Genomic DNA, 14,371 nt, shown 5'->3' on the forward strand with positions numbered 1-14,371 from the left:
ACTAAATACAACAAAACCTTCCAAATAAAACATAGAGGAAGGTTATTTGGCATGAACATTTTTAGTATATCATGACGTTATTAATCTTTTTATTGAAAAATGTTGACAAACTATTAGCTGGTTTAGTAGAACAAACCTCAACATTTATGTTTACTAATATCCTCTATGATTAAAGGTAATTCGGCCAAATCATTAACGATAAAATTTGCTTCAACATTGGCAAAATAAAAAAGCACCCGTAATGAATGCTTTTAACCTTCACTATAACTTATAACTTAAAATTCTTTAGATGGATGTTCTATGACTTATTTGATTGTAAAAAATATTTCTCAAGTTTTAAACTTTTTATATCTGATTCTGAAGCATAAATCCTCGAACAACCTGATACATGTTTCATTATATTTTCTAGATCTTCAGCATTTTCAACCTCATCCCATTTAACGTGAAAATATTTACGTTCCTCTCTTTTCTTTTTCTTTTTAAATATATTCATTCATATCTCTCCAACTAAAAATGAAATGTCGTACCTTCCAAATGTTATTCTGAAACTAATTATACAATTTAAATAACGAACTTTCACTAAATATCAATATTACAATACCAAGAATGACTGGGCCTATCGCAAAAGGTTCCGTAAACATCACATACGAGTACCCATCATCAAATAGAACATGTACCCAATTGGCAAAGTTTATCGGGACCGAGGATTAGATAGACAAATGTTTGGAGATCCTCATATATTCCTCATCTCGTTCTTACTATTTCACAACAAACAGCTCCTATATGTGCAGAGTACCATATAATTCTTTTTGCCGTCAGGTCCTAACAACATTATTTGTGGGTGGATTTATCAAGCATGAAAATAATGGCTGTTTCTTTTCACGATGAAACGGGAATTTCATATAATAAGATTGTAGAGGAAGTGTACATTATATGAAGTCGCCGTCAAAAGCAGAAGCAAAAGATAAAATGAGAGAAGTGAAACCATGGGTGCGTCGTTTTGGTCGTTTAGGTTATATGGCTAAAGGTCTCGTGTACGGAATGATTGGGGTACTCGCAGCTTTAGCAGCATTCGGACCCGGAGGCGACATGACTGGGACATCTGGTGTTCTTCAATCAATCGCCGAAATGCCATTTGGTGAAGTTGCATTATGGATCATCGGAATTTGTTTAATCGGTTACATCTTATGGGATTTTATTAAAGCGATTAAGGATCCTGAAAATGAAGGAACAGATGCTAAAGGTCTGATTAGGAGAACTGGTTATTTCATCAGTGGAGTCATTTATACGAATTTAGCATTTGGTGCAATAAAATTAGCTAGTCACACGGGGGACGCTGGTGGTGGCAATTCTGAGAAAACGATTTCGGCTAAGTTAATGGAACAGCCATTTGGCGAATGGTTAGTTGGATTAGTAGGAGCAATTATTATTGGATATGGTGTTTACGAACTTTATAGTGGTGTAAAAGAGAAATTCATGTCTAAATTCAAAACCTATGAAATGAATGATAAGGAACGTAAAATCGCACGATTGTCAGGTAAACTAGGTCTGATTTCACGAGGGATTGTTCTATGTATGGTCGGATTTTTCTTCATTCGCACAGCATACACGCATAACCCCGATGAATCAAAAGGGCTTGGCGGTGCTTTAACAGAATTAGCAAGCCAACCATTCGGCCAGTTTTTACTGGCTATAGTGGCAGTTGGACTAATTTTATATGGCGTCTACCAAATTATTCGAGGACGCTATCAGCATATGAATTTTGGATATGATGGAAAATAGTATAGAGGTAAGTGATGATGGAGCTACCACGATTATGATTGTCGTGGTAGCCTTTTGTTGTTTAGAAATGCAATTTGGTGGGATTCGCCACATTATCGGTTTTTTAAAAGCTTTTTACTGGGTCTGTTTTATTATGCACTCCTTTAGATTTTGAGCTTTTTAAATTTTCATGGGAATTTAGAATGAATATTCGTATAAACCTCGCCTTTAGTGAAATCCACTTTTATTCCCCCTATAAAATAAAAATAGTGCCAACTTCTCTTTAATAGAAATCGGCACTTCGTTTATTCGCTATACGTTATCGTGTCGCTTGTGGCGGTTGGCATACGTCACATTTACGTTGGTTATTATTTTTAAATTTCGTAAATGTTTTTTCAAAGTTGCTACCACATGCACATTTAAATAGTAACTTTTGAGAAAAACCGTGATATTCCGTTGTTAGCAACTTACTTTCCGAATTGTTCTCAACAAATTTTTTAATTTTACCAATTGTCCATCTTTTATTCATTCTCTTACACCTCCATATTTTATCGCTATGCGGAGGCTTTTCTTGGCATCCGTTCAATTATAAGTAAAAGTCGTAAACATCCTAAGTTTCTCATTATAACATGAGCTGGCACTCAATTAAACAGATGAAGGCATCTTATTAAACTAATCTACCCCGTTACTTGAATAAGAAAAAGGATTTACCCCATACAACAAAAACCTACCCTTAAATCCACTCTTTTCCATGTTCACGAATGAATTTTATATCGTTTTGATAATGTTCAAGATGCCCTTCATCTATCATCTTTTGAAAAGCAATGTCACCTTCACTGGCTTTTCTTGTAATTGTTTTACATAACCCTTCTAATCGTAGCAATACCTTTTCCAAATAATCTTTTTCTATTCCCTCACCGTAAGATTCAAAAAACAGTCTAACTCTTTGTTTTAGACTGTTAGCATGCTGTAATGTATTATAATAAATTTTCTCACCTGTTTCAGAAAGATAAAATCTACTTAAGGGGACGCAAGTATAAAGAGTATAAGCTATGTCCCATAGTCTTGGACCAGTCCAGCAACATCAAAATCAATAATACCTATTGGTCTTTCATGATTAAAAATAATGTTGTATATTGCAAAATCATTATGGCATAGTACCTCAAATTGTTGGGGGGTGTTATCTATCAATTGCCAGCTATCATCAAATGAAAAATCACTCACAGAATCATGATAAAGACGGAGCATCTTCGCTATTTCTATTAAGACATCATCAGACCACATGCATTCTTTTAAAGGATAATTACCAGCTTCTCCTTCAATAAATGATAATATCTCTCTTCCTTTTTCATCAATACCTAAAAACTTTGGTGCATAACTGAAACCTTTGTTCTCCAAATGCTTTAATAGAGTATGAATTTTGGGACTATCTGGCTTTAATTCACGTCGCACAGTATCTCCCGAACGATAAACGTTAGAGACATTCCCTCCTGCTAGCATTTCTTCGTTTTCATGGTTTGACATCTAAATATTCCTCCTTATAAACCGTAAAACAAATCCTGTTTGTTCAACTAATCTGTCCCATTAGTTAAAATAGAAAAATAAACAGTATTACTTAACAGAGCCTATAATTAAGGACACTTTCATTTATGATGAGGGTCTATTATCGAATGTGGCTTGCATAAGTGTTGTATTTTCCCGTAATCAATACAACACTTAATGATGCATTATTAATAATTCATTGCCAAGGCTCTTTTTATTTTATAAAGAGTCAACAGCTTTCCTAGAAACAAGTTCGTTAGATAATATAAATTCATCCACTTTAACGTGAGTAAAACCTCTAAGATGTTCTTCCTTTATTACTTCTATAATTGTTTTTACATTTGGTGCGTATTGTTCAATAGAGGCTGCTAACAACATACTCTTCCCATCAACCAATAATGGATTATCAATTTTATCATCAGCAAAAATAATTACAGATTTGGCTTCCTTAATATTCGCCAAATCTATTGTATTCTCTGTAGCAGCATCACCAGCAACGAAATGAACTTTGTCGTGTTCAAAAGGCTCTTTATCCAATTCATCAATGATCACAACTTCAGAGTCCTTCGTAGATAGAATTCCCTTCACCGCATACTCTGCTTTCTTTGACCAACCAACAATTACAATATGATTTTTTCCCTTATATCTCAATTTACCTTCCCCTTTCAAACGTTTGAAAGTACCAAACGAATCAACGATTTTTCCTATTACAACTCCTAAGATACCGATCCCTATTATGTATAATGCCATGGCAAAAATCCGGCCGCCGACACTTGTTGGATAAAAATCTCCATAACCAACAGTAGTCATCGTTGTCATAACCCACCACAAAGAATCAAATAAACTTGGAAATGTATCGGGTTCTATTTTTTTCATTACAAAAGTGCTAACGGTTATAACTAAAATAGTCAAAACGAAAATAAATGTATTATTAACCTTACTTATCCTATTTACTAGCCTACGAAATATTAACAAAAACAATAACCTTCCTTCCATTAATTAATCTTTAAAATACCTCTCTATACAATTGAAATAGTAAATCAAATGTATAATCATACTGTTCAAGGTAATCGGCTACCCCGTCTTTGGATAGCAACCCGCTTGGATTTCCGTCCCATTTCCATCCAGGCAGAGTACTTTAGGATCGTGATGTAAATAAAATTAAGGAATCGTAACGATAACTCCAACATCCCAACCCTTTTTCCTTGATCAAGGATGACAAATCGTTTGCTAGTTTTTGGAAGGTTGGCATCCCATAGATAAACCAGCTTAACCCGCTCCAATAATAATCACATCGAAAATCATAATATTCCCTTTTTCATATGGGTATATATTCATACTCTCAAAGAAATCCCATCCCGTCTATTACTTTCATATGTCAAAGTAATTTCAGGAAATTAAATTGGAATTTCCTGAATCTGAATATAATGTAGACAAAAAGGGTTATTGGGAGGCTTAAATGGCTGAAAAACTCAAGGGGAGTGTATATTAGATTCAGATGATTTACCAAAAATGCGCCTGGTTGAAGAAAAAAATGTGAAAGAGCTTCAAAAATGGAACCTCAGTTATTTTATTAATGCAACTCGGTAGCCTAAATAGGTATACAATAATGAAAAAACAGCCAAGAATTTCTTGGCTGCTAGTCTAACGGTTACGTTGATCTTTATTCTTACTAACATTATCATTTGGAGAATCCCCAGTTCCATTCTTGCTCTTGCTATTAGGTGTTCCAAATATTTGATTATCTTTTGTCACTTTGGCTCCCTCTGAAAAATCATCCTTTTTTTTCATTCTTTTCATCTCCTGAATAAAGGTAGTCTATGGTTGGTGGTCAGTAGGATGGATTATCTAAATTCGACCAGTTATTCCGAAACTCCTACGATTGTCTTCCAACTTTAGGTTTACTCGCTAGTTTTGACTTCTTAGTACCCTTTTCAATCCAGCTTCATTAGTGCCTGTTGACATTAAAGGCTGTTCTACGAGATCTTGGGCTTTTTCTTTTTTGGTCATTCTATCTCCCCTTTCTAACTTTCATATTATTTGTTGGGAAGACAAGAACTATACAATATCTACATTTTTCGGGTACTGATTTATGATCGAAATCAGTTATTACGTTTGGATTAATATTTAATTATTCGTCATTAACTAAGCCATACTCATGTAAGTAAAGTCTGTATACTGTGGGCAAACTTTTCAGATTTACGCTTTTTTTTCAGAGATTCTTTGTTTTAATTGTTGAATAATCCTCTTCCAATCATGTTCGCGGTAACAGGCTTCCTTCCTATTTCACGTGCCCATATAGATAACTGTCCTATATGGTGTATTTCGTGAGCAATGACATGACGCATGATCTCTCCGTGCCTGAAGCTGACTGTTTCCCCATTGGAATCGGTTTCTGAGAGCGTCTGGGATTCCATTTCGCTTGTCCAAGATGTCACAAATGGCTCCACTTCCCTGTGAAATTGTCTTGAAAGATCTTTCACTTTTTCTAAGCTGGCATAAGCCTCAAACGGTGGCTCCTTAGGCTCAGGTTTCCCTTGCAAACCTAAAATCCAACTGTATTCAACATCCACGATATGAAACAGAGTGTATAGGATACTGCCGACCCCACCAACTCGTTTCTTTAATAATTCTTCTTCCGGTACGGATTCGCACCATGTAAACCAATCGTCACGAACTTGCCAGTTATATTGAAACAGTTTCAACATCACGACAGCCTCCAGCTTTATAATTGTTTAGCATTCCAAATCTCTTCGGCAAAAAGTTTATAAACCCTTTTTTTTAGAGTAAAAGAACTGAATACAATATATTAGGGCAGATTTCACAGTGTCGTTGAGAGCGCTGGCTTAGTCCGTACAATCTGGCCCTATTCTGAAAAGACGCATTCCTTATTAAAGAAATGCGCCTATTGTGAAAGACCATTGCTGATATTTTATATAAGAAAGTTCCCGTTAATTTATGTGTAAACCCTCACATCCTTTTATTGTAAAATTAAAACAAAAAAGCAATCAATTTCCCAAAAGGGTTGATGCTTACTTGTTTTAAAATTCATATTGCTCTTCTTTTTTTTCACGAATTTTTGTATAAGTTTCAGTTAACATAACAGTATCTTCTACTAAACGTTCAATTCGAAAGAGCACATCATCATTGACAATTTCTTTACGATGAAAGTCCTTTTCCTCGATAAATACATAAGTTTGAACAATCTGTGCTTTCATATAAGCTAAAATCGGCTTTAAATTTTGCTCGACTATTAAGTAGTGCTTTGGTGTGCCTGCTGTTACAAGCATACTCACGACTTTATCACGAAAAGCATTAACAGGCAGTAAATCAAAAATGTTTTTTAACGTCGCTGGAATGGATGCCTGGAAAATAGGTGTACCTATGATAATGGCATCCGCTTCCATAACGGTTTTTGTGATAAATCCTGTATCACCCTCATATTCCATGTAGTTTCGTCCATCACTAAATTGAACGTCATAATCAGCTAAGTCTATTAATGTTACTTCTGCGTCTGGATACTTTTCTTTGACTGTTTTTAATGTGTAGTCCATTGCAGCCCGTGTTTTAGAGCCTACGATCGAGCCAGAAATCCCAACGATTTTCATGATGATTGCCTCCTATTTTGTTCCAGTATATTTTCTTATGGCTGGTAAAATTTCAGTTCCGATAATTTCAATATTCTTTGCTAATCTATCAAATGGCATGCCTCCAAAATCCATTTGTGCTAGATAACGCTGATGACCGAATAGCTCATGCTGATACAGGATTTTTTCAATAATCTCCTGAGGACTACCGACATTTATGACACTGCGTTTATCTGCTGCCTGAGCGAATGCCTGTTTTGGAAAACCTTGTCCGTTTGTCAGCTTCATTCCTTCATTAATATAAGGATACATCGCTCTCATTGCTTCTTGTGTTGTTTCTGCAGCAAAGAAAAACCCTGTTGTCCCAACTGGCAGAGTGGCCGGGTCAAAACCGTTACTCTCGGCAACCTCCCGGTAAGCGTCAATGGAATGTTTAAAGATACTAGCAGGACCTCCCAGTGCAGCCAACATCATTGGGACTCCGGCATAACCAGCCTTCATCGCACTTGCACGCGTACCGCCAACCGCACGCCAAATAGGAAGTGATCCGTCTTTAGGTCGCGGAAGAATTTCAGCATTCCTTAACGGCTCACGGAAATTTCCGCTCCAATTAACTATTTCTTCTTCATTAAGCTTAAGTAATAAATCGAATTTTTCCTCAAATAACGCTTCATAATCACTTAGGTTATAGCCTAACAGTTCATATAGCCCAACACGGGATGCACGGCCAGCAATAATCTCTGCACGACCATCAGAGATCAAATCTATGGTCGCAAAATCCTCATACACGCGTACGGGATCTGATGTACTGATGATTGTTGAGGAACTTCCGATTTTAATTTTTTGTGTAGTTTGGGCAATGGCTGACAAAACGATCGCATGTGCCTGAGTGGTAAAATACTCCTGATGGCTTTCACCTACACTAAAAAAATCAATTCCTGCCTGGTCAGCAAGCTTAGCCAATTCAATGATTTCATTTATCCTTTGCTTCGCTGAAATGCGCTTTCCAGTGATCGGATTTGGGATATGATCTCCTAATGTATAAAGTCCAAATTCAAGACCCTTGCTTGGGTCGATTCGATATTTTTCCATATGATTCAACCATCCTGTAAATAAATTTGTTTTTCAACTAACAATGCTATTATTACTCACAATCCCCATTTAATAAAGTACGCACTTAAAAGTGGTATAGTATACAAAAGGATACTAACGGGGTGAATTAAGATGAAAATAGAACCGGAATTATGTCGTGTAGAAGATGCTCTAGGTATATTAGTTGGGAAATGGAAACCGATTATCATATTGCATTTATTGAAGGAAGGTACGCAAAGATTCAGCGAACTAAAAAGAAGTGTTCCTGGAATCACGCAGAAGATGCTGACAAATCAGTTACGAGAATTGGAAAATGAAGATATTATTCTGCGCGTAGTATATCCACAGGTTCCTCCTAAAGTTGAATATTCGATTACTGAATATGGTAGGAGCTTGGAACCCATTTTAGAAGCCATGCATGAATGGGGAACTAAGCACACATTGCACACAAGATGCAAAAATTGAATCAAACAAGCTTGTAACCTAAAAAAGGCTGCCTTTGATGACTGCCCTTTTTAATATAGAATTTTACCTATCTATAAGTGGAATCTATGAATGAAAGCTGCCTGAGCCACATATTTGTGCGTTATTCTTTAGTTCCACTTATATAGTTATTTATTGTGTCTTTTGAATAGCATAATGGATACAGAAGTAAACACAATGATCGTAAGGACAATCATCCATAAACTATATGTTGTACTAACAAGTTTATCGTTTAATTCATAGACTATACCGTACTGTTTCTTATATTCCAGTATTTGTTCTGGTGTCGCGTGTTTAAAAACAGTGCGAATGGAATCTGTCATGAATGTTTGTCTCAGCAGAACTGCCGTATGACTGACAGGAAAGTACATAATGATGTTTTGAACAAAATTAGGAACACTCCCAATAGGAATATAAACACCACATAAAAACCCAATGGCCGTTCCAACAATGGTACTCAGTGTTGAGAAAGCATTTTGCGTGTTAATAAAAAGGATCAAAAATAAGTTAATTGCACTAGATAAAGCAGCAGTAAGAATAATAATGCCCAAAACTTTTAAAAAGCTAGCAACACTCAATATTTCGCTACCTGATAAGACAAGGAATAGTTCACAGCCAAGGAAGGCGATCACTGAGAAAAAGAGGCCAATCAAAAATGAATGAATGACATAACTTAACTGGATCGTAGCTCTTGATAATGGTGCTGTTAAAAAATCATCCGTTTTTTTACTTTCTTTATCTTTAACCATGATGCCAAACGCACCTAACGTTGTCGTTACACCAGTAATAGATAATAATCCTGAGACCATCCACTCGTTTATCATTGCTTTAGATGCATCTGTTGTATCCATAATTTGTTCAATTGCATTGATTTGAGTTTGTCGTAAAAACACTGCATACAATATAATTAAAATGAACACTGACAATAGGGAAAGAAGTAATAATGTGCGATCGCGACGGTATATTTTGTTATTCCTACTAATTAAATAGAATAGAGATTTCACTGGACGATCCTCCTTTTTTCCTCAATAATATTAATAAAGACGTCATCCATGCTCCCTTTAATCACCTCAAAAGATTCTAATTTCCCCTCTAATTCTTTAAGAATGTCATATGCCTCTAAAGTAGATGTTACGCGAACGGTATAAATTGAATTTTTTAACGTGTACGATAATTCTTTCTCTCTTAACCAAATCTCCGGATTAAATGTATGGTTAAATAATAAATGCAAACGATCAGAAGCATATCTATCTTTTAATTGATGAGGTGTACCTTCCGCAATCAAACGTCCTTCCTTAATAACCACGACATTATCAGCCACCGCAGCTTCCTCCATATAATGTGTTGTTAAAAAAATGGTCATATTTGTTTCTTCTTGCAATCTCTTAATGGCATTCCAAACAAATAGTCTTGTTTGTGGATCTAGACCCGTTGTGGGTTCATCTAAGAATAATAGATGTGGTTTATGGATAATAGCACGTGCAATATCTGCTCGTCTTCTTTGACCACCAGATAAAGTATTGTATTTTTTAGCTTGAATATCATCTAGTTTTAAATATTCTGAAACAAAATGATAGTTTTCCTGAATTTGATTTTTGCTTAAATGATAATAGTGGCTACGGTTAATAATATTTTCATAAACTGTTAACCGTTCATCTAATACACTCTCTTGGAATACAACACCAATTTGTTTTCTTATATGATTGTTCCCGTTTCTTTCACCTAGTTCATAACCATCTATATAGACTCCCCCTGAAGTTTTTTTAAGCAGTGTACATAAGATATCAATTGTTGTCGATTTCCCCGCCCCATTTGTCCCGAGAAAAGCAAACAACTCCCCTTTTTTTACGGAAAACGATATTCCTTTTAGAGCTTCAAATCCAGCATATCTTTTCTGTAAGTTAGTTACTTTAATGATAACTTGTTGTTCTAGCATTCATTCCACCTCGATTGTGATAGGATTAGGCTCCCTATCGCCCTTTTAATTTTTCATTAATTCTCTCTACTTCTCGAACATTTACCCAATGAATAACACTAAATATCACAAGATAAATCGCTGACTGAATAGCAAGAAACACAATAAACGCGAATGGTTGGACCACTGGACTTTCATACCAATCACCGATTGCACCACAAACAAGCACAAGCATTAAAATAACGACATAATGGACGACTAGCTTAACTGCAATCGACCATCGCTCCGTGCGAAAAATAAGTGAAATCAATCCGCAACCAGCACCAAGAAAAATAGCTAATATGCACTCCAAAAGAAGTCGCTGCCCGTTAATCACTTTGGCGGGATTTAATACTAAAATGATTGTAATGATCATATACGAAGTACTTAAACCAATTAGTGCTCCTAAAAGTGCGGTCTGCACCACTTTTTTCATCATGCATCCCTCCCGATACCTAACCGCTTCTTCAACCCTTTTAAATACATTCGACTAACATGTGCTGTCGCCTCATTATCCATCACGAGCTGCATCATACCCGTTTTCTCTACCTTCATTGAGGAAATTTTCGACATATTAACAAGCGTCGATTTATTCACTCGCACAAAACTTTTCTCTAACAACGCCTCAAGCTCATATAACTTACGTTTTGACTCATATTCATGTTCATCTGTTTGAAAATAAACCTTCGCTCCTTCTGAATACACAAAGTAAATATCCTCAATCTTCAGCATATAAATTTCCTGCTGTAAATACCCATCAATGACATCCGTACCCGTAGACTTTAAGTACTTCATAAGCTGTTCTACTTGATCGCTATAGTTATTTGCATGAATATGCACTTCTGTCTCGGTATATTTTTCATCGATTATTAGCTTAATTTGCATACGCTCCCTCCGCTTCTTAAACAAAATATACCATGAAAATTGGAAAAGTTTACAATTAAACGGTAAGTGGTTAAAAACAAACGGTAAGTGACTGGAAACAGACCATAAAAATACATTTCACCCTTAATAAATAAGACAACTTGACTCCGCCCCTCTTTTAAAAACCATTTGATCACCTAAAGGTCTATCAATGCTTAGATAAAATGGTCCACAATCGGGCCCAATTGTGAAAAGATGCATTCCTTATTAAAGAAATGCACCTAACTGTAAATTGAAGTATATGATTAAAAAAACCTACCCAAAAAGATTTTTTTGGTAGGTTTTAAATGGGGCATTCTGTCAATATGCAGTCCAACCAGCATCCGCTGTAAAAACTGTTCCATTAACAAAACTTGATTCATCCGAAGCCAAGAACAGAGCAACGTTTGCGATATCTTCTGACTTACCGATTCGCGGGTTAACTCCCATTCCGGGTTGTGTGCGTCCTGCACCGAATTTATTAATGTTTGTCATAGAAGAACTGATATTCGTCTCAACTGCGCCTGGTGCAATTGCATTACAGCGAATGCCCTGCTTGGCATACATAAACCCTGTATTTTTTGTGAATCCAACCACTGCATGCTTAGAGGCTGTGTAAGCTGCACCTGCACGAGCTCCATATAATCCTCCAGCAGAAGCAACATTTACGATGACCCCTTTTTGCTTTTCTAAGAAGATTGGTAATGCTTTACGTGTAGCACGCATCACGCTCGTTGTATTGATAGCAAAGATTCGCTCCCATTGATCATCTTCTACATCGCCAGCAGGCTCAAAGTTATCCATAATTCCAGCGTTGTTTACCAGGATATCTAAAGTGCCATACTTACTTACAGCCGTATCGATTAAGTTTTGTATATCTTCCTCTTTTGCAACATTTGCCATTACAGCTATTGCTTCCCCGCCATTAGATTGGATTTCTTTTACAGTTGAATTAGCTGCATCTAAATTAATATCAGAAACTACTACATTAGCACCTTCCTTTGCATAAAGAATAGCAATTGCTTTCCCCATTCCTGAAGCTGCTCCAGTCACCACTGCCACATTGTTTTGAAGTCTCATTATACATCCCCTCCATATTTGATTCGTTTCACACTAATTTAATCAACAATTGTTCATTAACTAACATCTGATTATAGTATAATTAATGAAGTACAAACTATTCAATCAGCAAATTAAGCCTGATTTATCTAGTAATGAACACCTTACCCCTTTTCTATTTATTAATGCAGGTTCTTGCACAATGGAGGTTCTATATGAATAGTAAAACTAATAATATTGATAGAAGGATTTTTAAATCCAAACAGGCTTTAAAGGGTGCCATTATATCTTTAATGCAAAAGAAAGATTTCAAGAAGATCTCTATTACTGACATTGTACATTTAGCGGACCTGAACAGAGGGACATTTTATAAACATTATCAATATAAAGAGGAACTTTTGGAGGAAATCATTGATGATGTCATCACAGATTTGATTGCCGCTTACCGCGAACCGTATAACGGAAGTGATATTTTTGAGGTGAGTAAGTTAACATCTTCTACGATCAAAGTGTTTGAGCATGTTGAAAAACACTCAAACTTTTACACTTTAATCGTGCAATCGAATACTTTATCTGGTTTTCAAAATAAAATATCCAATGTACTAAAAGAGCTAACTCTTCAAGATTTAATAGATGATTTACCTAATCCAGAGATCAATCGAGAGTTACATGCTAGCTATCATGCTTATGCTATTTTGGGAATGATTATTGAATGGATCAATAACGGATTTTCATACAGGCCGAGCTATATGGCGGAACAATTATTAGTAATAATCAAGAATAGTAAGGCTAATGCTGTTTATAAACCAAATATACAATGATTAGCAGTCCCTACAATTCATGATTATGTTTAAACCTCCCTTTGGTCCTTTTACCGCCATTTTTTTCATGTCTTCCTTTGTTCATGTCCATTATCCTCCCCAGGTAAAAAAAGTCACCTCCGAACATAACTAACGTATGAAAGGTCAACAAGAAAAAAATGATGTATCGTATAAGACCAAATGAAGAAAAATTTTTTTCATACAACCCGATTATTGATTGGTTTTTTTAACAGTTGGTTCAAGCACAGTCAATGTATTACTTACCGTATTAAGATTAACAGTAGCACCTATTGGAATAGCAGCTTTATACACACCATGCCCTGTAGCAAGGTTGACCATCAAAGGTTTTCCTAGCGGGACTAACAATTCTTGAATTAAGTCTTCATACGTTGTCCGATAAGATACTAGACAATCCGTACATTGTCCCATGATAATTCCAAGACAATCTTGGAATTTCCCTGACATTATTAGTTGGGTAAAATAACGAAAAACCGTTGTAGAAGGTGCATGGATTTCTTCTAAAAAGAGTATTTTTCCTCGTGTATCAATTTCATATGGAGTACCAATGGTATTGACTAACGAAGTCATATTTCCACCCACTATTGGACCGGTTACATTTCCTGATACTAAACTCCAAACAGGCATATCCCCTGGATTTTGAATAACCCTAGGAGAAATTAGAGTAGAGCTCGCTTCAAAGAATTGATTTAAGTTGTAAGCAGTTGTGTCTATTTTAAAATCAACAAGCATTAGACTGTGGAACGTAATTAAATTGCTAAATTGATACAAAATATTTAGTAAAACTGTTATATCACTATAACCCGATAAAATTTTAGGGTTGTCTTTGATGACTGCATAATCTAAATAAGGAAGTATGGACTGAACCCCAGTCCCTCCTCTTGTTGGGAGTATCATTTTCACTCCCGGATTTCTGAACATATCCATTACATCCTCTGCCCTTTGCCTAGCAGGTGCAGCTACGACGCCCTCATAAGAATAAACATGGCTGCCAAAAACTATATTAAAGCCCATATCTCTTAAAGTTTGTACTCTGGCATTAATAATATTAGCATCAAGAGGACTTCCAGGGGTAACCAATCCTATCGTATCACCTCTTTGCAACATCGGTGGTCTTATCGCCATTTATTCCTCTCCCTATTTTCTTCAAT

16 protein-coding genes and 1 pseudogene are annotated in these 14,371 nt (G+C 35.9%); 3 read left to right on the plus strand and 14 right to left on the minus strand.

The annotated features are described in order from the left end of the window. Positions 1-298 precede the first annotated feature (298 nt). Positions 299-493 (minus strand): hypothetical protein, encoded by a 195-nt coding sequence (locus LQ216_RS11005; RefSeq protein ID WP_230129360.1) that lies wholly within the window; start codon positions 491-493, stop codon positions 299-301. A 440-nt stretch (positions 494-933) separates the two neighbouring features. Here LQ216_RS11005 and LQ216_RS11010 point away from each other — a divergent pair, with 440 nt between their 5' ends. Next, positions 934-1,782, plus strand: coding sequence for a DUF1206 domain-containing protein (locus tag LQ216_RS11010; protein ID WP_230129361.1), 849 nt, complete (start codon positions 934-936; stop codon positions 1,780-1,782). A 298-nt stretch (positions 1,783-2,080) separates the two neighbouring features. On the opposite strand, the gene LQ216_RS11015 is transcribed toward LQ216_RS11010, so the two are convergent. The 7 genes and pseudogenes from LQ216_RS11015 to LQ216_RS11045 form a co-directional block, all read right to left on the minus strand. Next, positions 2,081-2,290 carry a hypothetical protein gene (locus LQ216_RS11015; protein WP_230129362.1) on the minus strand — a complete coding sequence of 70 codons (210 nt, stop codon included), beginning with the start codon at positions 2,288-2,290 and terminating at the stop codon, positions 2,081-2,083. Between the two features lie 204 nt (positions 2,291-2,494). Further along, a pseudogene (locus tag LQ216_RS11020) lies at positions 2,495-3,285 on the minus strand (phosphotransferase). 237 nt (positions 3,286-3,522) lie between these two features. Then, positions 3,523-4,299, minus strand: a complete 777-nt coding sequence (locus tag LQ216_RS11025) for a potassium channel family protein (RefSeq protein ID WP_290369263.1) — start codon at positions 4,297-4,299, stop codon at positions 3,523-3,525. A 648-nt stretch (positions 4,300-4,947) separates the two neighbouring features. Further along, the gene (locus LQ216_RS11030; protein ID WP_230129364.1) at positions 4,948-5,094 is read right to left on the minus strand and encodes a hypothetical protein; all 147 of its coding nucleotides are present in this window, start codon (positions 5,092-5,094) and stop codon (positions 4,948-4,950) included. A 437-nt stretch (positions 5,095-5,531) separates the two neighbouring features. Further along, a complete protein-coding gene (locus LQ216_RS11035) occupies positions 5,532-6,011 on the minus strand; it encodes a DinB family protein (protein ID WP_230129365.1) in 480 nt (159 codons plus the stop codon). 333 nt (positions 6,012-6,344) lie between these two features. Further along, entirely contained in the window at positions 6,345-6,911 is a 567-nt protein-coding gene (locus LQ216_RS11040; protein WP_230129366.1) for an NADPH-dependent FMN reductase, read from the minus strand. A 12-nt stretch (positions 6,912-6,923) separates the two neighbouring features. Then, positions 6,924-7,982 carry an LLM class flavin-dependent oxidoreductase gene (locus LQ216_RS11045; protein ID WP_230129367.1) on the minus strand — a complete coding sequence of 353 codons (1,059 nt, stop codon included), beginning with the start codon at positions 7,980-7,982 and terminating at the stop codon, positions 6,924-6,926. Between the two features lie 132 nt (positions 7,983-8,114). On the opposite strand from LQ216_RS11045, the gene LQ216_RS11050 reads away from it, so the two are divergent. Beyond that, positions 8,115-8,447 carry a helix-turn-helix domain-containing protein gene (locus tag LQ216_RS11050; protein WP_230129368.1) on the plus strand — a complete coding sequence of 111 codons (333 nt, stop codon included), beginning with the start codon at positions 8,115-8,117 and terminating at the stop codon, positions 8,445-8,447. Between the two features lie 146 nt (positions 8,448-8,593). Here LQ216_RS11050 and LQ216_RS11055 read toward each other — a convergent pair whose 3' ends face one another. The 5 genes from LQ216_RS11055 to LQ216_RS11075 form a co-directional block, all read right to left on the minus strand. Then, on the minus strand, positions 8,594-9,469 hold the full coding sequence (locus tag LQ216_RS11055; RefSeq protein WP_230129369.1) for an ABC transporter permease: 876 nt from the start codon (positions 9,467-9,469) through the stop codon (positions 8,594-8,596). Continuing rightward, positions 9,466-10,401: an ABC transporter ATP-binding protein gene (locus LQ216_RS11060; RefSeq protein WP_230129370.1), complete on the minus strand. Its 936-nt coding sequence runs from the start codon at positions 10,399-10,401 to the stop codon at positions 9,466-9,468. Before LQ216_RS11060 ends, LQ216_RS11055 begins: the two co-directional genes overlap by 4 nt. 34 nt (positions 10,402-10,435) lie before the next feature. Further along, positions 10,436-10,858 (minus strand): DUF3021 domain-containing protein, encoded by a 423-nt coding sequence (locus LQ216_RS11065; protein WP_230129371.1) that lies wholly within the window; start codon positions 10,856-10,858, stop codon positions 10,436-10,438. Beyond that, positions 10,855-11,304 (minus strand): LytTR family DNA-binding domain-containing protein, encoded by a 450-nt coding sequence (locus LQ216_RS11070; protein WP_230129372.1) that lies wholly within the window; start codon positions 11,302-11,304, stop codon positions 10,855-10,857. The genes LQ216_RS11065 and LQ216_RS11070 overlap by 4 nt, the downstream gene beginning before the upstream one ends. A 339-nt stretch (positions 11,305-11,643) precedes the next feature. Next, complete coding sequence (locus LQ216_RS11075) at positions 11,644-12,402, minus strand: SDR family oxidoreductase (RefSeq protein WP_230129373.1); 759 nt, start codon at positions 12,400-12,402, stop codon at positions 11,644-11,646. Positions 12,403-12,596: 194 nt separating this feature from the next. On the opposite strand from LQ216_RS11075, the gene LQ216_RS11080 reads away from it, so the two are divergent. Beyond that, on the plus strand, positions 12,597-13,202 hold the full coding sequence (locus tag LQ216_RS11080) for a TetR/AcrR family transcriptional regulator (protein ID WP_230129374.1): 606 nt from the start codon (positions 12,597-12,599) through the stop codon (positions 13,200-13,202). Positions 13,203-13,412: 210 nt separating this feature from the next. Here LQ216_RS11080 and LQ216_RS11085 read toward each other — a convergent pair whose 3' ends face one another. Continuing rightward, positions 13,413-14,345 carry an LD-carboxypeptidase gene (locus tag LQ216_RS11085; RefSeq protein WP_230129375.1) on the minus strand — a complete coding sequence of 311 codons (933 nt, stop codon included), beginning with the start codon at positions 14,343-14,345 and terminating at the stop codon, positions 13,413-13,415. Positions 14,346-14,371: the final 26 nt, after the last annotated feature.

It is taken from the genome of Bacillus sp. CECT 9360, from assembly GCF_918741275.1.
GTDB lineage: Bacteria > Bacillota > Bacilli > Bacillales > DSM-1321 > Peribacillus.